This is a genomic window from Pseudomonadota bacterium, from assembly GCA_040752895.1.
Taxonomy (GTDB): domain Bacteria; phylum Pseudomonadota; class Alphaproteobacteria.
The window spans coordinates 487,112-506,426 of sequence record JBFMHN010000002.1 but is presented as its reverse complement, the minus strand read 5'-3'; the positions used below and the strand labels follow the sequence as shown (position 1 = coordinate 506,426).

The window sequence follows — 19,315 nt, the reverse complement described above, 5'->3', positions numbered from 1 at the left end:
GCCTTCCGCAGCCTCCCGAAAGGCCGCGTCGGAGCACGTTGCCCCTAGACCGGAAAGGGGCATTCCGCAGCTTCGGGCGATGCAAAATTCCTTCCGTTATTTCAGCAGGCTGCCCAAGATAGTCCGCTTCGCGGTAACGACGCGCATCCGGTATCCGTTGGCGGACGGACGTTGTCTTTGGCGATCCCTCGTCGCGGCTTTTCTTTACATTGCGGGAATGTCGGCCGGGCTCGCGGAACCGCCCGGACTCCTCGGCATCAAGGGCGAGGATGATCGTGTGCTGGTGGACAGCGCCTCCTATCCGTGGAGCGCCATCGGCCGGGTCAATAAGACGGTTGGCGGTTTTTGCTCCGGGGTATTGGTCGCGCCAAGGCGGGTGGTGACGGCGGCTCACTGCCTGTGGAATGTTCGCGCGCAGCGATGGTTGCCCGCAAGTTCGCTTCATTTCGTCGCTGGCTATCGGCGTGGCGACTACCTTCGACACGGGCAGGTCGCAAGCTACCGGCTCTCCGATGGAGCAAGGGCGCCGAAAGGCGGCGCAACCACGGACCTGGCGTCGGATTGGGCGCTGCTGACCCTTAAGGATGGCTTCGATGCCGCCTTGGGAAGCCTTAAGGCCGAAACACTAGATCCGTCACGGCTCGCCGCGTTGCAGCAGGAGCGGGCGGTTTTTCTCCATGCCGGCTACAGCCAGGACAAGGCGCACATACTCACCCGTCACGAACCTTGTCGGCTCATCCGGTTCGCTGATCGGGGGCGGCTTATCCTTCATGATTGCGACGCAACGCATGGGGATTCCGGCTCTCCCATCCTGCTCCGTCGGGGAAGCGAGTACCGGTTGGTGGCGATTCACGTCGCGACGACGACGCGGAACGGCCACACCCTCGGTGTCGCTATCCCGGCGACGGCATTTCAGGCTGAACTTACAAGCTCTCGATAGCATGCCGCTGTCGTATGCATCGCCACGTTAAGTCGCCGACGATTTTGTCCGGTCCTTGGAACGGCCGCACAAATTCGCGTTTGGGGGCGGAGGAACGCCTTAGAATTTGTGGTCGAATTGCAGCCACAGCTTGTTGCGATCTGCGGGTCCGCCCGCCGGACCGTCATAGGTCGCGAATTTAAAAGTGGCCGAAAGCTTAGGGTCGATAACGCCCTTAATCAGAAGGTTGAGTTCGTTACCGAGCGAACCGCCGCCGATCTCCGCCTTGTAATCGTGATAGATCGCCGCCGTTACGATCTCGGCGAACGGTCCGACTTCGCGAAAAGCATAGCCAATACGCCCATACCGGTCTTCGATCCCGGAAGCGGGTGTCGTCAGAAAGACATCCGCCCAACCTTGAAATTCGTGCAGCGTCGCAAGCGGTGTCGCGAAGCCGACGCCGCCGTTTCCTTCCAGCGTTTCATGGGTTACCGACGCATCGAATCCATCGAACTTCGTGCCGATGGAGACAAGGAAATAACTTAAGTCCACATCCCCCGCGTTGTCGCTGTAATCGGTCTGAAAGGCGTATTCGCCAGTCAGTTGTAAAAGCGCGCCCTCGGCGAAGTCGATGGGAGCCGTGGCCCGCAGACCATAGGTTGCGGTGGAAGAAGCCGGGGCTTCCTTCAGGTCAAGGAGATAGCCATAGCCCGTGAACGCCGCGCCCCACAAGCCGGTGTAGTTAAGGTTCACGAGATGACTGTCGCTATCGAATTTTCCGGCTGGGTTGCGGCTGCTGAAAACGCGCCGGACAGCGCTGACATAGGCATAGGTCAGCCTTAGGTCCGGGATCACCGTCAACAAGCCAAGCGCCGCGTCAAAGGTTTGCTCGTTTTGGCGCCACCCCACATTTCCGACGAAGCGGGCATTGTCGAGAATGATGCGCTGACGCCCGACGACCGCCTTTACGTCCGCATCCGCGTACGCGATATGGGCCCGGTTGAGTTCGATGCTGTCCGGATCCGCCACCACCGGCAGCGCCGTCCGGCCATTTGTGGTGGAGTTGTAATCGTTGTTAAGCCCTTCGATGCCCTCGCCTTCCACAAGCACGGAAAAACCGTTGTAGCTGCGGCTCTCCAAGCCGAAGCGAAGACGCAAAGTTACGGCATTCGCATCTTTCGCAAAGCCTTCTTGATCCACGCTCTCGTAACGAAGCCGGGTATCGAGGATCGGCGTGAAGATTGGCGGGGCTTTCGCCGCTGTTTCTGTTGCCGTCTCCGCCGTGGCGCTTCCGCTTATGATTGCAGCGCAAGCCAGGAAGACGGGAGCCGCGCCACCAAGGCGGACGGACGTTTTGAATATTGCCGATGCCATTCGCTTCTCTTTCTGATCAACAAAAAACGCCGCAAGATGGGACGCGGGCCTGGAAATGCCGGGCCAATCCAATCGGCAACGCTGCCAAGCGAAGGCCCGCCTTCGGGCCTTCCGCGAGCGGAAATGCGCGCACGGTAGCACGCTTTTTCAATGCATCAATCGCGCCAATTGTAAGACAGGTGGATTTGCGGGATTTTTAACGACCGCACACGATAGGTAAAGGCGGCAGCGCTTAATTTCAGGTCATCCCGCGCGGCAATATGCACATCTTTGATGCGGAACCACGGATCGAGCCCGATGCTGGGATCGCGCGGGAAAAGCCCGGCAGACCACCGCGACCCGCACGGCGCGCAGAATCTTCCCCCCTTTTCCGGATCAGCGGAACCCGGCCAGATTGCCGATTCTTTCCCAGGCCTTGCCGGTACGAACCCGCTCGCGGAGCGCGCGCAGTTCCGGACTCAAGGCTTCGCTACGCCGCTTTTCGTCTTCTTCCCAGCCGGGACCGAACAGGGTCTCGGGCGAGACGAGATCGTAAAAAGACGGCCCCATATCACCTTTCTCGTTTGGGCAATAAGGCGTTTGATGATTGTCCACCCGCCGCTCCGCTCGCTTGGCGATGAGGTCGATTGTCAGCGTCACGGCATAGCAATTCGCGCTACGGTCGATAGCGACAATCTGCTCGCCTTCCGAAAACGTTAGCGCGAAAGAGGCGGGTTTTAACGCGAGCAAGTACCCATGCTCGCCGCCCCAATCGATCTTCAGCTGCATTTCCAGGCATGTCATCTTTTCCCGGTCGCAACTTATTTCGACATAATTGCGCAGGCCGAAATAGCCGGCGTAATCCGCCTTGCCTTGCAGGGAGCGGTCCACCCATGTGCCGTTGGCGCCGGCCGTCTGGCTGTCCGGCGGCGGATCGAACCAGAAGCTCCGCCGGAAATGGAAGCGATCGGGTTCGAACAGCGCCATGCGCTCGGCAAGGTCGCTCACGTCGCCGACGGACAATGTGTCCGCCGCGTGCTCGCCGCGCGCCGCCCGGAAAGCGCGCACCGCCGTCTTCATGGCCGCATCGTCCTCGCCATTGGGCCATCCCTCGTAAAAGCCGAGAACGCGCAAGCCATATTGCAGCGCGAGACGGAACTCTTCGCGCGCCGGCGCATCCTCGAAGGCGCGCAGGAAAGGCACCGCCGGGGCGGCGCGCATTTCCTCCGGGCTCATTTTGACGATCTTGTCGGTAGTCAAATCGTCCTCCGCGCCCGCGCCCGATGCGCCCGCCACAAGGCCAAGCGTCAAAGCGAACAATAGCGCGACCACACTTGCCATCCGTTTCATGCCGCCCCCCATTTCGATAGACACTCCCGATGCCGAACGCGCCCAAGCTCGGGGTATCCTAGCCGATTCCACGGCCGGCGCCACGGCAAGGCCGCCCCACCGGAGAGCGCGAAAGGACGGCGCGGCGTTGCCCGCCGCTTGCCGGCCCGCCGCTACCCTCGCGCACCAGAGCCGGGGTCTGGAGGCTAAACGAGGAATCAGACGAAGATACGCGGCGGCGGCGCCTGTTCTGGAATGCGCATGGGTCAAGCTCTCTTCAAACGGTTGATTCTGGTCGCCAGCGCGAAGCCGCCCCAGGCGGCGGCGAGCCACCCGATCGCCGAGACGGCCACGTAAAGGCCCGCCAACGCATCTCGGCCGGCCTCCAGGAAAGAAAGCGTTTCAAGACCGAAGAACGAAAAGGTCGTGTAGCCACCGCAGATTCCCGTCATCACGAAGTGCCGCTGGCGCGGGCCGGCGAAGAGCCGGCCATCGGGCCCGGCAAGCGCGGCGTAGAAACCGATCAAGAGGGAACCCGTGACATTGACGAATAGGGTTCCCCAGGGGAATCCAGCACCCGCCCACTCGCGCAGGAATTCCGAGGCAAGCCAGCGCGCGGTTCCCCCGATGACGCTGCCGAGCCCGACCGCCACATAGAGCGGGGCGGCGACCCGGAGTGCCGCCAACCGGGACGCCGGAACGGAACGGCAAGACGCGGGCGGTTTTGAATCGGTCTCGCGGGGCGTCATCTCCGGCCTCAACCGAACACCAGAAGGCCGGCCCCGACCCAAAGGCCGAGAGCCGTGGCGGGCAGGCAGAGCCCCAGGGACAGCGCGACGTTGCCCGCCGCTTGCCGGCTGCTACCCTCGCGCACCAAAGCCAGGGTCTGGAGGCTGAACGAGGAAACCGTGGTGTAGCTCCCGAGAAAACCGGTCACGGCGAACCGCCAGGCGTTGGGGTCGGCGAACCAGCCCTGGCCAGCCGCGGCGGCGATCACCCCGATCGCGAAGGCGCCGCTCACGTTTACGGCCAACGTCCCCCAAGGGAACGTCTCGCCGATGCGGCGGCCCACCACCCCGGACAGCCAGAAGCGCGCGACGCCGCCCAAGGCGCATCCCGACACGACCCACGCCAAACTTTCCATCCAGCCCCCTTCCCTGCATGCGATGCCGCGTCCGCTCCAGCCCCCGACCTTCGGCGGCGCCCGTGGAGCCTTGGCGAGAGAAAGGCTACTCTTTCCCCGCGACGCCGTTCAACCCAAGCCTATCGGTGGAAGCCCAATGACTTCACCATCGCCTGCCGACCCGACCGCAGCGAAAGACCTCGCCGAAAGGGCGGCGCCAAAGCCGGGGTGGTTCAACCGCACGGTCGCCGGCGCCGGCCTGACGAGCGCGCTTGGGGATCTCTGCTACGAAACGACCACGGTGATCCTGCCGAGCTTTCTTGCCGTGCTCGGGCTTCCCGCGGTGGTTCTCGGCGTCATAGAGGGAACGGCCGACGCCATCGCGAGTTTCACGAAAATGGCCGCCGGCTATATCGCGGACAAGTTCGGCCACCGCAAGGCGTTAGTACTCGTCGGTTACGGGCTTACGCCGGTCGGGCAGGCGCTGATTGCGCTCGCCGCGGGCTGGCCGCTTGTTCTGCTCGGCCGGCTGGTGTCCTGGTTCGGCAAAGGCCTGCGCGGCCCCCTGCGCGACGCCATCATCGTTCAAGCGATTTCGCCGGACGCGCGCGGACGCGCGTTCGGTTTTCACCGCACGATGGATACGCTCGGCGCCATTGCCGGGCCATTGCTCGGTGTCGCCCTGCTCGGCTGGGCGCAGACGCTTGCGGGAAAGGACACCGCGGAACCCTTCCGCCTGGTGTTCTGGCTGACCATGGCACCCGGCCTGCTCGCGGTTCTCGCCTTCCTGTTCCTGGTCAAGGATCCCAAACGTTCACCCAACCCGGCGTTGCGATTCTTTGCGACTCTGCGCGACCTGCCCGCCCGCTTCAAACGCTACCTCGGCGCCGTCGGCGTTTTCGGACTGGGCGACTTCTCGCACAGCCTTCTGATCCTGGCGGCGACGCAGCTGCTTGCCCCCACGATGGGCATCGTCCGGGCGGCCCAGATCGCCGGGTTGCTGTATGTGTGGCGCAACGTCGTGCAGGCCCTCGCCCTTTACCCCATTGGCGCGCGGGCCGACCGCTACGGCCAGCGCAGCGTCCTCATCTTCGGCTATGCCGTGGGCGCGCTCACCGCGGGACTTGTCGCGCTTGCCTTTGCGCTCGACGTGGACCGGATCGCGATCCTGGCCGCGGTCTTCTTCGGCGCCGGTCTTTATGTGGCCGTGCAGGAAGCGCTGGAACCGACGGTCACCGCCGAAATGGTGGACGCGTATATCCTTGCCACAAGTTACGGCGCGCTCGGCGTAGTCAACGGCGCGGCCAAGTTCATCTCCAGTTCGGCGATAGGTCTCTTATGGACGGCCGTCTCGCCAACGTTCGGGTTCGGGGTCGCCGCCTTTCTGATGGCGGCCGGGACTCTTGTCTTGGTCAAGGCGCGCTGAGGCGAATCGGTATGAGTATCCTGCCGACCGCTCCGTCTTCGAGAACCATGCCCGGCGGTCCGGCTTGCGCGCTCTTTCTGCTTCTTTCGCTGCTTTTCTTTTTCGCGCGGCCCATTCCTGCTTTCGCGGAGGAAGCCCGAGAAGGCACGGTTATCCGCGCGGATAACCTGGATGAAATCGGCAAGAAAACCTTCGAGGGCGTGCCGATCGCGACGATGATTCCCGACGTTTTCAAGTGGCAAATCCGCGAGAAAGGCCTGACGCTGGAATTGGCGCACGCAAAGCCGCCGGTGAAGGACCCCGTGATGGAGAAATTCACGCGCGACAATACCCGCCGAGTCACCTTCGATGAAAAATCACGCCGTGTTATCGGCTGGCGCGCAGGCGTGCCGTTTCCCATGGTCGATTCCGACGATCCGCACGCCGCGATAAAAGTCATATGGAATTTGTATTACGGGCAGCAACACGGCGATTCACAGGATCTGCCAAATACGCTGCTTCTTCTGGTAAGCGGCAAAGCCGGCATACACACGACGGAGCTTTATCATGTCATCCGGGTGTTCCTGAAAGGCGTGCTCCGGGAAAAAGGCGGTCCGGTTCGCGGCGAGGGCGATATTTTGGAGAAGCTGATACGGATCGCCCTGGCGCCTCAAGATATCGAGGGAAACGGCGTTTACATCGTACGCCACGACGTTGACCGCCCCGACCTCGTCTACCTACGGCTGAAACAGAGACGCCGGCTAAAAAGACTTTCCGGAACCCTATGGAATCTTCGAATTCCACGAACCAATCTGGTGGGGGACGATATCGCCATATTCAGCGCCTACCCGACCTGGTATCGGAGCTACCGCCTGATCGGAAAAAAGAAAATTCTCGCGATCGCGAATTCGAGGAATCCCTTCTGGAATAAAAGCGCGGCAACCCTTGCCGGCCGATTCCCCGGATTCAACCTTGCGGAGCCGCCTTTCTGGAACCCCGTTGACCGATGGGAGCCGCGCGAGGTTTACGTCATCGAGGCCATCCCCCCCGAAGACCACCCCTACGGGCGCAAGCTGATCTATGTCGATGCAGAAAATTGGAATGTGTATCTTGGGGAATTCTATAACAAAAGCAATTCGTTATGGAAAACCATGATCCAAGGCTATCACGTCTTCCGATCCGAGCGGGACGGCGCCGAGATTATTGTCTGGCCAAGCTGGTCGGTGATTTCGGACTTTAATGAAAACCATGCGACGATTTTGATCGTCGATAAGGATTCCAAATTCAACAGCGGCATTGACCCGACGGATATCAACGAACAAACGATACAATCCTACGGAAGGTAAGGCGGCCAGGCGACTTCCCATAACATCCCGGCGAGGCCCCGTCTTCACGAACACGCACCGGGACGTCATCTAGCGCCGCTTGTATCCCGTGAGCATGGATTTGACGAGGTTCTCGCGATGGGCGAAGCTGGCGAACAGCACGCCGCCGATGTGAACAATCACCAGCGCCAGCGTGAAGTTAGCGAAGAACTCGTGCAGTTCCTCGACCGCTTCGCCGAGCGCGCTTTCGGTATGCCCCTTCTTCCCGTTTTCCTCTTTCTCTTCCGAAGACCGGCCGGGCGCTGCCGTCAAGACGCCGGCGGGGGTTGCGGCGAAGAAGCCGGCCAGGGGCCCCGCCTTGTGTTCGGCGGCGTAGACGATGAGCCCGGTTGCGACCGTAACCGCGAGGCTGCACAACAGGACCGCCACCATGAAGCCGCCGCCCGGGCTATGGCCGAGATAGCGCTTGGCCCGAAGGGCAAAAAGATCGCGGACATAGGTGACGGCGGCGGCCGGCCTGGAGAGAAAATCGCTAAAGCGGGCATGCTTTGGCCCGATAACCCCCCAGACGACCCGCATCAGAACGAGCGCGCCGACCACATAGCCGGCCCATGCGTGCAGCCCCATCGTTTCGTCCTCCGTTACAAAGGCGATGGTAAAGGCCGCGACCAGCACCCAGTGCGCAACGCGCACATAAAGGTCCCACACGTAAACCTGCGTCGATTGATGATCTTCGCGCATGCGCGACCTCCGGTGTGTGCTTCGGGCACCACTCTAACGCCCGCGCGGCGCCCGCCAAACAGACAAAAGCCGCATGCCGATTCCCCCTATTTCCGGCATGGACTTTTAGCGCCCGTCTCGCCATCATCGGGCGTCCGCAAAGAAAAGGAAGGGAGCAGCCATGGCCGAAAAGAAAACCGAGGGGGCAGGCGTGGCCGAGCCAAACGGCGAGGGAGACGTTTTAACCGTCAGCCCCGAAAAGATTTGCTACATCATCATCAAGGCGCGCGAATTCGACGTCAAGGTGGCGCCGGCCGGGCTCGACACCGGCGACAACCCGACCGACGACCGGGACATCGAGATTCTCGAAGACTACGCCGACGATCCCACGCTGCAGGAGTTGACAAGCGCGCTCGAGAACCTGAACGAGGACGAACTCGCGGAGGTGCTGGCCATGGTGTGGCTCGGGCGCGAGGACTACACGGCCGAGGACTGGCCGGACATCCTTGCCGAAGCCAGGGAAACCCTCGACAAAAAAGTGATTGCCTACCTCGTCGGCACGCCCCTTCTCGGCGACTTCCTCGAAGAAGGCTTCTCCCAGCTCGGCTATTCCTGCGAGGAATACGAAATCGATCGGCTGTAGGCGCCGGTTGCGTTTCTGATCGCCGGCCTGCTTGCCGCCTTCTCCTTCGCCGAGCGGGCCGGCCCCTAGCGCGGCTGGCCTACGATACCCGCCGCGCAAAGCCGTTCGATCTCCAGCTCGGCCAGGCCAAGCTCCCGCAGGACCTCGCGTCCGTGAGCGCCGAGATGGGGCGCCTGTATGCCGGCCGCACCGTCGGGAAGGGCGCGCGTTCCCACGACGCGGGGAACCGGCAAGCGCCCCATCGTCCCTTGGCCGGCCGTCGCGAAAAGACCCGTCGTTTGCGGGTCACGCAAGAAGGCCGCGATATCGTTCACCCGGAAATGCAGAATGTCGGCCGCGCCAAGGGCTTCCTCCCAGGCGGCGGTCGAGCGGGCAAGGAAGCCCGCCGCGAGCAGCGGCACGAGCGCCTCGCGGTTCAGGATGCGGGCTTGGGCGGTGGCAAAGCGCGGGTCTTCGGCCAGCGCGTTCTGGCGAAGCGCCCCGCACAGCCTTGCGAACTGGTCGTCCCCGAAGGCGACGACGACGAGCAGGCCGTCCGCTGTCTCGAAGACGGCCGAGGGTGTAGTGAGCGGCGCCGGCGGCGCGCCCGAGGTGGCGGCGTGCTCGGCCAGGTTTGCCGCCTGCAGCCAGGCTGCGGTCTCAAGGAGCGAGGCCTCGATGAGGCGCCCCCGGCCCGTTCTTGCGCGCACGAAGAGAGCCATCGCGATCGCCTGAAAGAGATTGAGCGCGCTGGCCAGATCGACGACGGGGATTTCCATCTTATGGGGGCGGCCGTCGTCGCCGCGGTTGAGCGCCAGGATGCCGCTCATCGCCTGAAGAACCGAATCGGTGGCCGGGCGGTCGCGGTAGGGGCCTTCGGTTCCAAAGCCGGAAAGCGAGGCGTACACGAGGCCCGGGCGCGAAGGGCCGAGGTCAGCGTAAGCAAGGCCTAAGCGGTCCATGACCCCGGGGCGGAAGTTCTGGAGAAAGACATCGGCCCGCAGGGCGAGCGTTTTCAAAACCCCGCGCGCCGCTTCCGACCGCAGGTCGAGGGCGAAGCTGCGTTTTCCCCGGTTAACGGCGACGAAGGCCGCGCAAAGATCGCCGAAGGGCCTCCCTAGCCCCCGCGCCCAGTCGCCCGCCAGATCCTCGACCTTGATAACGTCGGCGCCATAGGCGGCAAGCAGCGCGCCCGCCCCCGGCGCCGCGATGCCTTGCGCGATCTCGAGCACGCGAAGCCCGGCAAACGGAAAATCCGGATCGAAATCGGCCATCGACACGCCCGCCGCTTCCCCTTCGTAACCCCAGCTTCGCAAGCCCAAGCTAGCACATCCCCGCCCCGTCGAGACGGTAGGCGAGAAACGTCAGGTAACGGCTTTCCGGCAATTTCGGATGCACCGGATGGTCGCGGGCGGCACCGGCATGGTGGGCGAGCGTAAAGGCGCGGCCCGAGGCCTTCAGGCCTTTCTCGCAGGCCCGCCGGAAGGCAGCCGGGCCGGCGTGATGGGAGCACGACGCCAGGCACAGCAGCCCGCCGCGCGCGGTGACGCCAGCCGCCAGATGGGCAAGCTTCGCATAGCCCTTGAGGCCCTGGCCGACATGGGCGCGGGTCTTGATGAAGGCGGGCGGGTCGGCGATGACGAGGTCGTAGCTCTCACCCGCCGCGCGGCGCGCTTCAAGATCGGCGAAGACCTCGGCGCGCATCCCGCGGCAGCGTTCGCCGACCCCGCTTGCCGCCGCCGAGGCACACGCGAGCGAGAGCGCAAGTTCGGAGCTGTCCACCATCGTCACCTCGTGCGCGCCGCCAACCGCAGCCGCGATGCCGAAACCGCCGGCGTGGCAATAGAGATCGAGCACGCGCGCGCCTGCCGCCACGCTCTGCACGTAGTCGTGGTTGGCGCGCTGGTCGAAAAACCAGCCCGTCTTCTGCCCATGGCGGAGGTCCGCGACGTAGCGGCGAGCACCTTCGTGCACCGGCACGGTGTCCGGCACCTCGCCCTCGATAGCGAGACCGGAGGGAACGCCCTCGCCGGCGAGCAAAGGATCGGAATGATCGATGACAAGCCCCTTGGGCGCCAGCACGGCAAGAAGCGCCGCACGCCACAAGGGAAGAAGTCGCCACATGCCGGCCGTCGTGACCCGACAGGCGAGGTAAGGGCCGAAGCGATCGACGACAAGGCCGGGGAAACCGTCGCTGTCGGCGTAGATGAGCCGGTAAAACGGTTCCCCGAAGTGGCGTTCGCGCTGCGCCAGCGCCTTTTCCACCCGGCGGCGGAAGAAGGGCAGATCGATGGCCTGGCGGGGGTTGCGGCTAAGCAGCCGGGCGGCAAGGGTGGGCGAAGGCGAGAAAGTGGCGATGCCCAGGGCGCGGCTTTGCGGGTCCACCACCCGGGCCAAGCTGCCGGGCGGGGCGAGTTCGAGTTCGGAGGTAAGCGCAATGTCGTCGCGGAAGATCCAGGGGTGGCCGCCGCGGATGCGGGCGGCGGCGCGTTTCTTCAGGCAAAGGGTGAGCATAGGGCCTTCCTAGCGCGGGTGGCGAGCGGCGTCGAGGGCCTCTAAGGATGCGCGCCCGCCTTGCCCCCCTTCCCGCTTTGTGGTGGAATTCAGTTTCGCAGCCGAAACGACCGAGCCGTCCTTCGATGGCGAGTGCTCCCGACCCTATCGCGATGCTCAATCTCTGGCGGGAGACGATCGTGCAAAGCCTCCGCCGCGAGACGCCGGATTTGACGACGCGCCAGTTCGCCATCCTGCTCACCGTTTACCTGACGCCGCCGCCCCACACCGTGCGGGGCCTGGCGGCGCAACTCCATGTCTCGAAGCCAGCCGTGACCCGCGCGCTCGATCGCTTGGGCCTGCTTGATCTCGCCCGACGCAAGCGGGACGACAGCGACCGCCGGAACGTTCTCGTCCAGCGGACGGTCAAGGGGTCCGTCTATTTGCGGGAATTCGCCGACGCCACCTTGCGGGCGGCCGCCGGAACGGGCGCGGCGGACGCATGAAAAACCCGCCTAGCGGCGGGTTTTTTGGGCGCGCGCGGGTATCCGAAGTTTCAAAGGATCGATTCGATCCATTCCTCGATCTTGCTTTTCGGCATGGCGCCGACGCGCACGCCCGCCACCTCGCCGCCCTTGAACAGAATGAGGGTCGGGATGCCGCGCACGCCATAGCGGGTCGGCGTTTGCGGGTTGCTGTCGATATCGACCTTGGCGATCGAAACGCGATCCCCCATCTCCTGGCCGATCTGTTCCAGGATCGGCGCGATCTGCTTGCAGGGCCCGCACCATTCGGCCCAGAAATCGACCAGGACCGGACCGGCGGCGTTGAGAACGTCCTTTTCGAAAGAGGCGTCCGTCACGTGGGTAATGCTCATGCTTTCTCCCGTCTTTTTTTCTTTAAGGCCGCTCGAATCTAGGTGGCTGCAGGAGAAGCGTCAAGGCGCGTAAGGCCGCAGCCATTCCTCCTTTAAGGGCACGAGCTTAGGCCCATCCGTCCAGAGCAGCGCCGCCCGCACCCGGCGTCCCGGGTAGATTTTCGCGAGCAGGCCGGTATAGGCGGCCATCTGGCGAAGGTAAATTTCGGGCGTCTCCGCCGCCGTCTCGGGCGGGGTGCGCTGCGTCTTGTAATCAACAACGAGAATTAAATCGTCGGTGACCAGAAGACGATCCACCTGGCCCGCGATGACCTGCCCATTCACTTCGCCCACGATCGGCACCTCGGCGCGGCTTCCCCGCCCGAATATGGGCGCGAAGTCGCCGGCCTCAAGAACCGCCATCACCTCCGCCGCGATGTCGGCCCCGGCGGCTTCCCTAAGGGCGAGGGCGGGCTGGGAAAGGTAGCGCCGGAGGGCGGCTGGGCGATCGGCTTGCGGCAATCCGGGCAGGAATTGCAGGAGCCGGTGGACGAGCCGGCCGCGCCGGAAGCGCAAACCCTCGTCGGCGCCGACCGGGGAGCGGACCGGCGGCTCGGAAAGGGCGGCGCGCGACGGGCTCAAGGTCCGCACCCGCGCGGGCTCGGGCCTCGGCGCCTTCCGCGCCCAGTCCGGCAGGCCACTCACCACCGATATGGTGGTTTCGGCGGCTTCAGCCTTCGCCTTGGGCTGCCGCTTCTGGGGCGTCTCGAGCCGCAAGCCTTCCTCTCCGCCGACCAGCGTGACCGGCTTGGCGATCCCTTCGAGGCCCTGGCGAATGAGGTCGTACCAGCAACCGGCGGCCTTCTTCTCCCAGCCGCCGATATAGAGCCGGTCTTCGGCCCGCGTCATCGCCACGTAAAGGAGGCGGTGGTATTCCTGATCGCGGCGGCGCGCCTGGGCGGCGCGGGCGGCGCGGGCGGCGCCCACCTCATGTTCACGGCGCGGCGGCCAGAGAAGAACGTCGCCTTCGAGCCAGAGAAGGGGATTGTCCTCCTGCGGGCGCGGCATCTGGCAAGTATCGGGCAGAAAAACGATCGGCGCTTCGAGGCCCTTCGCGCCGTGAACCGTCATGACGCGAACCTCGTCCCGGCCGCGTTCTAGGTCGCGCTTGATCTCCGACTTGCCGGCCGCGAGCCAATGAAGGAACCCTTCGAGGGAAGGCGCGTGCAGCTTTTCGTAAGCCAAGGCGAGACTTAAGAATTCGTCCATCGGGTCGTTCGCCTCGCGGCCCAAGCGCGCGACAAGACGCGTGCGGGCGCCGGAAGGCCCGAGAAGGGAAGCAAAAAACTCGAAAGGCGGCACGAAGTCCGCCTTCGCAAGCCAGGCCGCAAGCAGGGCGTGGGCGCTGGCAAATTTCTCGCACTTCGCGCGGCAAGCGCACAACGCCTCCCAAAGCGTGCCTTGCCGCCCATGGGCAAGCTCGAAGAGTGCGTCCTCATCGAGACCGACGAGGGGGCTTTTCAACACGGTGGCGAGCGTCAAGTCGTCCTCCGGCAGCAGGACGAAATGCCCGAACGCGATCAGGTCGCGGACCGCGAGCTGCCGGGTTAGCACCATGCGATCGAGACCGGCGACCGGGATATCGTGCTCTTTCAGCGTGCGCACGAGTTCCTCGAAGAAGGAGTGGCGCCGCCGGACGAGAATCAAAATATCGCCGGGACGGATCGCGCGGTCACGGGAAGGAAGCCGTTCACCGGTATCGAGCCAGGTCCGGATCTGGGCCGCGATCTTTTTCGCAAGGCGGCTTTCCGGCGCGTCCGCGGAAAGCTGTTCGAGAGGAAGCGTCCAGGGCTTTTCCGGCGCGGGCTTCTCCTCCCGCTCCGGCGGCCACAGCTCGACGCGGCCGGCCTGGCCCTGCCGCTCAGGCTTGTGCTGGATCCGCGCAACCCCGAACGCCACCCCGTCGCGGGCGTCGTCCCGGCAAAAAACCGCGTCCACCGCCTGCAGGATCGCCGGCGCGGAACGGAAGGAAAGTTCGAGCGGCACATCCCGCCATTGTTCGTCCGCCGCCTGGACGCGGGCGGCGAAATGGTCCCGCATGGCGGCGAAGGCTTCGGGGTCGGCGCGCTGGAAACCGAAGATGGATTGCTTGACGTCGCCCACCGCGAAGACCGTGCGCAAATTTTCCCGCGCGCCGGCGCCGGTAAAGAACTCGGAGGCCAACGCCGCGATGACCCGCCACTGGTCCGGGTTGGTGTCCTGCGCCTCGTCCACCAGGATATGGTCGATGCCGCCGTCGAGCTTGTAGAGCACCCAGGGCGCAATCCCTTCCCGCTCGAGCAGGCGGCGGGCCTCGAAGATGAGGTCGTCGTAATCGAGAAGGGCGGCCTGCCGTTTCAAATCCTCGTACGCCTCGAGCAGCGCCTTGCCAATACCGACCAGGGCTTGGCTGGCGCGGGCCATGGCGAGGGCTTTCAATTTTTCGCGCAGGGCGTCCAGCCGGTCCGCCTCCGCCGCCAAGATTTCAATCGCATCCGGGCACCGTTCCAGGGTCGCCGTGTAAGCGAGCTCGGCGCGGCGCTTGCCTTTGCCGCCGCCGATAAAGAAGACCTCGAGATAGGCGTCGAAGCCTTCCTTCCGTTCGGCCGCCGAAGCGCCAAGCCAGGCGGCGAGCTTTGCCCCACGCGCCTGGTCGGTCACACTGCCTTCGCTCAACCCGCGCGCGACCCGCCGCAACGCCTTGCCATCGAAAGCCTTGTCTTGCGCGGCGGCGCCAAGAATCGCGGACCTGTCTTCGTCCGGCCCGAGGCCGAGGCGTTCCCGGACGACGCGCGCAAGGCCGTTCGCGCCGCCGTACCGGGCAAGCCCGCGGCGGAGTTTGCCGCGCTCCCCGACCAGGGCTTCCAGAACGGTGAGGAACTTTCCCTCCGCCACCTGCGCCGTTACTTCTTGAAGGGCGGCGGCGAGGGCCGAGCCTGCCGCTTTGCCCGCCGCGAGAAAAACCCTCTCGCGCGCCTCCCGAAGCAATTCGGCGGCGGCGCGTTCATCGGCCACGGTGAAGTGCGGAACGACGCCGGCCTCGACCGGAAAGCGGGCGAGAAGGGATTCGCAGAAGCCGTGGATTGTCTGAAGTTTGAGGCCGCCCGGCACATCGAGGGCATGGGCGAAAAGCTGCCGCGCCTTCGACAGGTCTTCGGCCGACGGGGCCTTGCCGCGAAGCGCGTCGAGCTTTTCCGCAAGGGTCTTGTCGTCCAGCCGCGTCCAGGCGCCGAGTTCCTTGTAAATGCGCTGCGCCATTTCGGCGGCGGCGGCCTTCGTGAAGGTGAGGCAGAGAATTTTCGAGGGCGGCGCGCCGTCGAGAAGAAGGCGCAGCACGCGGTTCATCAGCACGTGCGTCTTGCCGGTGCCGGCGTTTGCCCGCACCCAGACGGAAAGTTTTGGGTTGGCCGCCGCCTGCTGGTTCCCGTATTTTTCCGCCTTCACGAATCTCCTCCCTCGCGCGGGTTCGTCCATTCCTGAACGCGGGCCAAGTGCTCGTAGGCGCGGTAAGCGGGGCGCACCGTGAGCCGGGGCTCGGAAAGATAGGGCGTTGCGGGGTCGTCGAAGGCCGCGATCAGGCGGGCCAACCCTTCCCTTGCTTCGAGCATGAGTTTTTCCGGGTTTTTCTGCACTGTCTTTTCTTCGCCGGGCGGCGTGCCGCCGCTTAGGCGCAGGTAGAGAAGCTCGGCGACGGCCTCTTTCGCCAGCCCTTCGAAGCCGCCGGCCGCGGCGAGGACAGCCTCGAGCGGAAGCTGCGGCGAAAGCCCGGCTTCGATGTCCTTCGGCTTGGGCAGCGCGCCCGTTTTGTAATCGAGGATGACGAGCCCGCCTTCGCGCAAGCGGTCGATGCGGTCCGCCTTCGCGGTCAGCAGAAACGCCCCGCCGGGTGCCTCGAAGACGAGACGTCCCCGCACTTCCGTCGCGGATTCCAGAAGCCCGGCGCGGCGGTCGTTTTCCTTGGCGACAAACCACTGGGCGATGCGCTCGAACCTCGGCCACCAGAAGGCGGCGACGCCGGGATAGGCAAGGGCGGCCCCGAAGACCTGGCGCCCGATCGCCAGCAGCTTTGCCACCGCGTCCTTCGGCAAGCGGCCGGGATGGGCGCGGACGAAGCGGTCGAGCGCTTCATGGATGAAGCGCCCGCGTTCGGCGGCGCCGGGGTCGGCGTCGAGCGGGTCGAGCGGTTCGAGCTTGAGAATGCGGCGGGCATAGATCGCGTAAGGGTCCCGCATCCAAGTCTCGATCTCGGTGACGGAAAGCTTGCGCGGCCGCGCGGCGAGCAACGGGCGCGGGCATGGCGCGCACGCCGCGAAAGTCTCTATCGGCTGCTGGAGAAACGCGCACCAACGCAAGCTCTCCTTCGCCGCGATCGCTTCGAGGGAACCAATCAGGCTTTCGAGCCGAAGCAGCCAGCGCGACGGCACCGTCGGCACGTTCTCCACCCGGCCGGCGCGCGTCAGCACGACGCGCAGCGCCGAGAAGGCCTGGGCGAAGTCATGGGCGGCAAGGCCTATCCGGCGCTCCGGCAGGGGAAGGCCGAACTTCGCCTGCATCGGACGGCTCATCCAGGGGTCGGCCGCCGCCTCCGGCGGCCAGGTCCCTTCGTTAAGGCCGCCGAGGATGACGAGATCGGCGTGCTGCAACCGCGCTTCCAGCGGCCCCCAGATGTGGATTCGCGGATGCTGGCCGAGCTTTGGGCGAACGGCGTGGCCGGCGAGCAGGGATTCGAAAAGGCCGGCGTAGGAAGCGCCGGCGAGCGGGGGAAAGCTTCGCGCCGCCTGCCGGAGATCGGCGATGAAGTCGGCCAACGCCTCGCCCGCCTCGCCCGCCCAAAGCCGGCTGCCCGATGGTTCTTCCGGCGTGGCGGCAAGGCTTTCCGCGAAGCGGACATGGGCATCGAGAAGATCCTTGAGCCGCGCCTTTCGCCCGGCCACGGCTTGCACGAACGGTTTGGCCGCCGTCTCCAGCGCCGCAAGCCAGGCCCGCAGTTTTGCTTTCTCCGGGTGCCCGGACGCCTCCAGCGCGCGCTTCAACCCCTCGAAGCCGGAACCGGGGCGCGGGCCCCGCAAGACCGCCGCCTCCAGCGCGCGGGTCTGCCGGCGGAAGGCGCCGGGCGGAAGCCCGCCGACGGCAAGCGGGTGCTTGAAGCAGGCGAGCAGCGGAACCGGCGCCATCGCTTCCCCCGCCAGGTGCGCGATAAGCCGCAGGAAGGCGCCGGGCGCGGTGGCGCCAAGCGGCGTGCCGCCGGAATCGTCCACCTCGATTGCCCAGCGCCGAAGCTCGGCAGCGACCCGGCGCGCCAGATTGCGGTCCGGCGTGACGAGGGCGGCGCGCGTTTCTTCTTCCTCAAGCGCGCGGCGCAGCAGCAGGGCGATGATGCCCGCCTCTTCCGTCGGGTCCCGGCATTCGACGTAGGAAACTTCACGAAGGGCGGCGTTCCATTCCCGCCGCCCACGGTGCCAGGCGTCGGTCGTCGCGGCGGGGCGCATGAGTTCCGAGGCCAGTTCGGCACGCAAGGGCGGGGTCTCGGCGATGCCGGGGGCCGGCCAGTCGCGGACGGCCGCACGCGCAATCTCGAGCCGTTCGAGCAGCTGCTTCAGCCCGAACTGGGGATGGGTGGGGTCGAGCCTCGCCCAGCTTTCCTCGTCCATGAACCGGTCGAGGCCGGGCAGGACGAGCCGGCCATTGGCAAGCCGCCCCACCCGATTCAAAAGGTCCGCCGTCGCCGGGATGCTGCCCGTCGAACCCGCCGCCACGACCGGGCCCTTCGGCGGCGTCTTCATCCACGCCTTGAGCTGAAGCTCGAGCAGGCGGTTGCGGCGGTCGGCCGGACCGATGCAGCCCTCGGCCATGAGGATCGCCGGCCAGTGTTCGGTCAGGATGCCGAGGAAGCCGAGCGTCTCCTGCCAATGCGAGGCGTAGTCCTCCGGCGCCAGTTTCAAAAGGCCTTCGAAAGAAAGGCGTTCGGTTTCGACCCGGTCGAGAAGGCGGCCAAGCTCGGCGGCCAGCAGGGCGGCCTGGTCGGGACTTGGCGGTGCCAAGCCGTCCTTCCGCGCCAGGCCCTTGTGCAGGATGAGCTCGCTCAGAAGAAGCCTTCGGCGTAACTCCGGGATGGCCGGCGGCAGGGACGCCTCGGCCTCGGGAAAGGCACTGGTTTCAAAGAAAAGCGCTTCCTCGTCGATGTCGCCGATCGGCGTCATGGCGGGCAGCAGCATCGGCCGGCCGCCGTTCAGGCGAAGGAAGGCTTCGCGAAGCGCGCGGACGGCGCGGCGGGTCGGCAGTAAAATCCGGTAGTCGGCAAGAAGGGAAGGGTCCGCGGCCGTCTCTTCGAGAAGGCCGGCGGCCAGCGCGTCGACGAAGGGTTTGCCGGGCGGGATCGTGAAGCAGCGCGGCGGCTTGGGAGACGGCTTGATCATGGGCGCCCCGCCCGAAACCTTTCCTCGATCGCAGCAAGGGCTTCGGGCGTTCCAATGTGGTACCAGGCCCCCACATGCACAAGGCCGAAAAGGCGGCCCTTGGCGAGAGCCGCGTCATACAGAAGATTCATGGAAAACCGCCCGCCGGGCGCGCCTTCGAAAAGCTTGGGATGCAAAAGCTGGATGCCGGTGAAAACGTAAGGCGCTGTATTTCCCTGCCGCCGGATGAGCTTTCCTCCTGCGCCAAGCTCGAAATCGCCGTTGCCGTCATAGCCCAAGGCCGCGGCGCGGGGCTGCACCAGAAGAAGGCCGTCCATCCGCGCCGCGTCGAAGCCTTCGGCCAGGCGCCGAAGGGCCGGCGGCCCTCCCTCTTCCCACAGCACGTCCCCGTTCACGGCGAAGAAGGGCGCCTGGCCGAACCGCGGCAACGCCTTCGCGATGCCGCCGCCGGTTTCAAGGCGTTCTTTTTCTTCCGAATAGACAATCCGCACGTCGTCGCGCCGGGCCAGCGCTTGCCGGATTTTCTCTCCCAGGTGTTGCAGGTTAACGACGACCTCCTCGACGCCGGCCTCCTTGAGACGGTCCAGCGCCCGGTCGAGCAGGCTCCGTCCGGCGATTGCGATCAACGGCTTGGGGAGCCTGTCGGTCAGCGGACGCAGGCGCTCGCCGCGCCCGGCCGCCAGCACCATCGCCCGTTTCGGCATCCAGGCCATCG

The 19,315-nt window shown here is 65.3% G+C and carries 16 protein-coding genes; 5 read left to right on the top strand and 11 right to left on the bottom strand.

All coding sequences use genetic code 11. The features are described 5' to 3' along the window. The first annotated feature begins 79 nt into the window (after positions 1 to 79). The gene (locus AB1781_06280; GenBank protein ID MEW5704180.1) at positions 80 to 940 is read left to right on the top strand and encodes a trypsin-like peptidase domain-containing protein; all 861 of its coding nucleotides are present in this window, start codon (positions 80 to 82) and stop codon (positions 938 to 940) included. 99 nt (positions 941 to 1,039) lie between these two features. Here AB1781_06280 and AB1781_06275 read toward each other — a convergent pair whose 3' ends face one another. From AB1781_06275 to crcB, 4 genes are all read right to left on the bottom strand, one after another. Continuing rightward, positions 1,040 to 2,293, bottom strand: coding sequence for an alginate export family protein (locus tag AB1781_06275; GenBank protein MEW5704179.1), 1,254 nt, complete (start codon positions 2,291 to 2,293; stop codon positions 1,040 to 1,042). Positions 2,294 to 2,668: 375 nt separating this feature from the next. Beyond that, positions 2,669 to 3,622 carry a peptidoglycan-binding domain-containing protein gene (locus AB1781_06270; protein MEW5704178.1) on the bottom strand — a complete coding sequence of 318 codons (954 nt, stop codon included), beginning with the start codon at positions 3,620 to 3,622 and terminating at the stop codon, positions 2,669 to 2,671. A 245-nt stretch (positions 3,623 to 3,867) separates the two neighbouring features. Next, the gene (locus AB1781_06265; GenBank protein MEW5704177.1) at positions 3,868 to 4,350 is read right to left on the bottom strand and encodes a CrcB family protein; all 483 of its coding nucleotides are present in this window, start codon (positions 4,348 to 4,350) and stop codon (positions 3,868 to 3,870) included. Between the two features lie 8 nt (positions 4,351 to 4,358). Then, the gene (gene crcB / locus AB1781_06260; protein MEW5704176.1) at positions 4,359 to 4,745 is read right to left on the bottom strand and encodes a fluoride efflux transporter CrcB; all 387 of its coding nucleotides are present in this window, start codon (positions 4,743 to 4,745) and stop codon (positions 4,359 to 4,361) included. 136 nt (positions 4,746 to 4,881) lie between these two features. On the opposite strand from crcB, the gene AB1781_06255 reads away from it, so the two are divergent. Both AB1781_06255 and AB1781_06250 read left to right on the top strand, forming a co-directional pair. Beyond that, positions 4,882 to 6,150, top strand: a complete 1,269-nt coding sequence (locus AB1781_06255) for an MFS transporter (GenBank protein ID MEW5704175.1) — start codon at positions 4,882 to 4,884, stop codon at positions 6,148 to 6,150. A gap of 11 nt (positions 6,151 to 6,161) precedes the next feature. Continuing rightward, positions 6,162 to 7,475 carry a DUF1329 domain-containing protein gene (locus AB1781_06250; protein MEW5704174.1) on the top strand — a complete coding sequence of 438 codons (1,314 nt, stop codon included), beginning with the start codon at positions 6,162 to 6,164 and terminating at the stop codon, positions 7,473 to 7,475. Positions 7,476 to 7,544: 69 nt separating this feature from the next. Here the strand turns inward: AB1781_06250 and AB1781_06245 are convergent, their stop codons facing one another. Next, the gene (locus tag AB1781_06245) at positions 7,545 to 8,195 is read right to left on the bottom strand and encodes a cytochrome b/b6 domain-containing protein (protein ID MEW5704173.1); all 651 of its coding nucleotides are present in this window, start codon (positions 8,193 to 8,195) and stop codon (positions 7,545 to 7,547) included. Between the two features lie 160 nt (positions 8,196 to 8,355). Between AB1781_06245 and AB1781_06240 the strand changes: the two genes are divergently transcribed. Next, positions 8,356 to 8,817, top strand: coding sequence for a DUF3775 domain-containing protein (locus AB1781_06240; GenBank protein ID MEW5704172.1), 462 nt, complete (start codon positions 8,356 to 8,358; stop codon positions 8,815 to 8,817). A gap of 65 nt (positions 8,818 to 8,882) precedes the next feature. Here AB1781_06240 and AB1781_06235 read toward each other — a convergent pair whose 3' ends face one another. After that, positions 8,883 to 10,070: a CoA transferase gene (locus tag AB1781_06235; GenBank protein ID MEW5704171.1), complete on the bottom strand. Its 1,188-nt coding sequence runs from the start codon at positions 10,068 to 10,070 to the stop codon at positions 8,883 to 8,885. Positions 10,071 to 10,119: 49 nt separating this feature from the next. Next, on the bottom strand, positions 10,120 to 11,310 hold the full coding sequence (locus tag AB1781_06230; protein ID MEW5704170.1) for a class I SAM-dependent rRNA methyltransferase: 1,191 nt from the start codon (positions 11,308 to 11,310) through the stop codon (positions 10,120 to 10,122). Positions 11,311 to 11,435: 125 nt separating this feature from the next. On the opposite strand from AB1781_06230, the gene AB1781_06225 reads away from it, so the two are divergent. Beyond that, positions 11,436 to 11,795, top strand: coding sequence for a MarR family transcriptional regulator (locus AB1781_06225; GenBank protein MEW5704169.1), 360 nt, complete (start codon positions 11,436 to 11,438; stop codon positions 11,793 to 11,795). Between the two features lie 50 nt (positions 11,796 to 11,845). Here the strand turns inward: AB1781_06225 and trxA are convergent, their stop codons facing one another. The 4 genes from trxA to AB1781_06205 are packed head-to-tail and all read right to left on the bottom strand — an operon-like array spanning position 11,846 to position 19,313. After that, complete coding sequence (gene trxA, locus AB1781_06220) at positions 11,846 to 12,166, bottom strand: thioredoxin (protein ID MEW5704168.1); 321 nt, start codon at positions 12,164 to 12,166, stop codon at positions 11,846 to 11,848. A 60-nt stretch (positions 12,167 to 12,226) separates the two neighbouring features. Further along, a complete protein-coding gene (gene addA / locus AB1781_06215) occupies positions 12,227 to 15,628 on the bottom strand; it encodes a double-strand break repair helicase AddA (protein MEW5704167.1) in 3,402 nt (1,133 codons plus the stop codon). Beyond that, positions 15,625 to 18,600 (bottom strand): double-strand break repair protein AddB, encoded by a 2,976-nt coding sequence (gene addB, locus AB1781_06210; GenBank protein MEW5704166.1) that lies wholly within the window; start codon positions 18,598 to 18,600, stop codon positions 15,625 to 15,627. The genes addA and addB overlap by 4 nt, the downstream gene beginning before the upstream one ends. Then, a complete protein-coding gene (locus AB1781_06205) occupies positions 18,597 to 19,313 on the bottom strand; it encodes a nucleotidyltransferase family protein (protein ID MEW5704165.1) in 717 nt (238 codons plus the stop codon). The genes addB and AB1781_06205 overlap by 4 nt, the downstream gene beginning before the upstream one ends. Positions 19,314 to 19,315 lie beyond the last annotated feature (2 nt).

Bases quoted from the DNA above. Each gene is read 5' to 3' on its own strand.
- AB1781_06245 (MEW5704173.1), bottom strand. From the start codon at position 8,195: ATGCGCGAAGATCATCAATCGACGCAGGTTTACGTGTGGGACCTTTAT.
- AB1781_06275 (MEW5704179.1), bottom strand. From the start codon at position 2,293: ATGGCATCGGCAATATTCAAAACGTCCGTCCGCCTTGGTGGCGCGGCT.
- trxA (MEW5704168.1), bottom strand. From the start codon at position 12,166: ATGAGCATTACCCACGTGACGGACGCCTCTTTCGAAAAGGACGTTCTC.
- crcB (MEW5704176.1), bottom strand. From the start codon at position 4,745: ATGGAAAGTTTGGCGTGGGTCGTGTCGGGATGCGCCTTGGGCGGCGTC.
- AB1781_06235 (MEW5704171.1), bottom strand. From the start codon at position 10,070: ATGGCCGATTTCGATCCGGATTTTCCGTTTGCCGGGCTTCGCGTGCTC.
- addB (MEW5704166.1), bottom strand. From the start codon at position 18,600: ATGATCAAGCCGTCTCCCAAGCCGCCGCGCTGCTTCACGATCCCGCCC.
- AB1781_06225 (MEW5704169.1), top strand. From the start codon at position 11,436: ATGGCGAGTGCTCCCGACCCTATCGCGATGCTCAATCTCTGGCGGGAG.
- AB1781_06205 (MEW5704165.1), bottom strand. From the start codon at position 19,313: ATGGCCTGGATGCCGAAACGGGCGATGGTGCTGGCGGCCGGGCGCGGC.
- AB1781_06280 (MEW5704180.1), top strand. From the start codon at position 80: ATGCAAAATTCCTTCCGTTATTTCAGCAGGCTGCCCAAGATAGTCCGC.
- AB1781_06230 (MEW5704170.1), bottom strand. From the start codon at position 11,310: ATGCTCACCCTTTGCCTGAAGAAACGCGCCGCCGCCCGCATCCGCGGC.
- AB1781_06270 (MEW5704178.1), bottom strand. From the start codon at position 3,622: ATGAAACGGATGGCAAGTGTGGTCGCGCTATTGTTCGCTTTGACGCTT.
- AB1781_06255 (MEW5704175.1), top strand. From the start codon at position 4,882: ATGACTTCACCATCGCCTGCCGACCCGACCGCAGCGAAAGACCTCGCC.
- AB1781_06240 (MEW5704172.1), top strand. From the start codon at position 8,356: ATGGCCGAAAAGAAAACCGAGGGGGCAGGCGTGGCCGAGCCAAACGGC.
- AB1781_06250 (MEW5704174.1), top strand. From the start codon at position 6,162: ATGAGTATCCTGCCGACCGCTCCGTCTTCGAGAACCATGCCCGGCGGT.
- AB1781_06265 (MEW5704177.1), bottom strand. From the start codon at position 4,350: ATGACGCCCCGCGAGACCGATTCAAAACCGCCCGCGTCTTGCCGTTCC.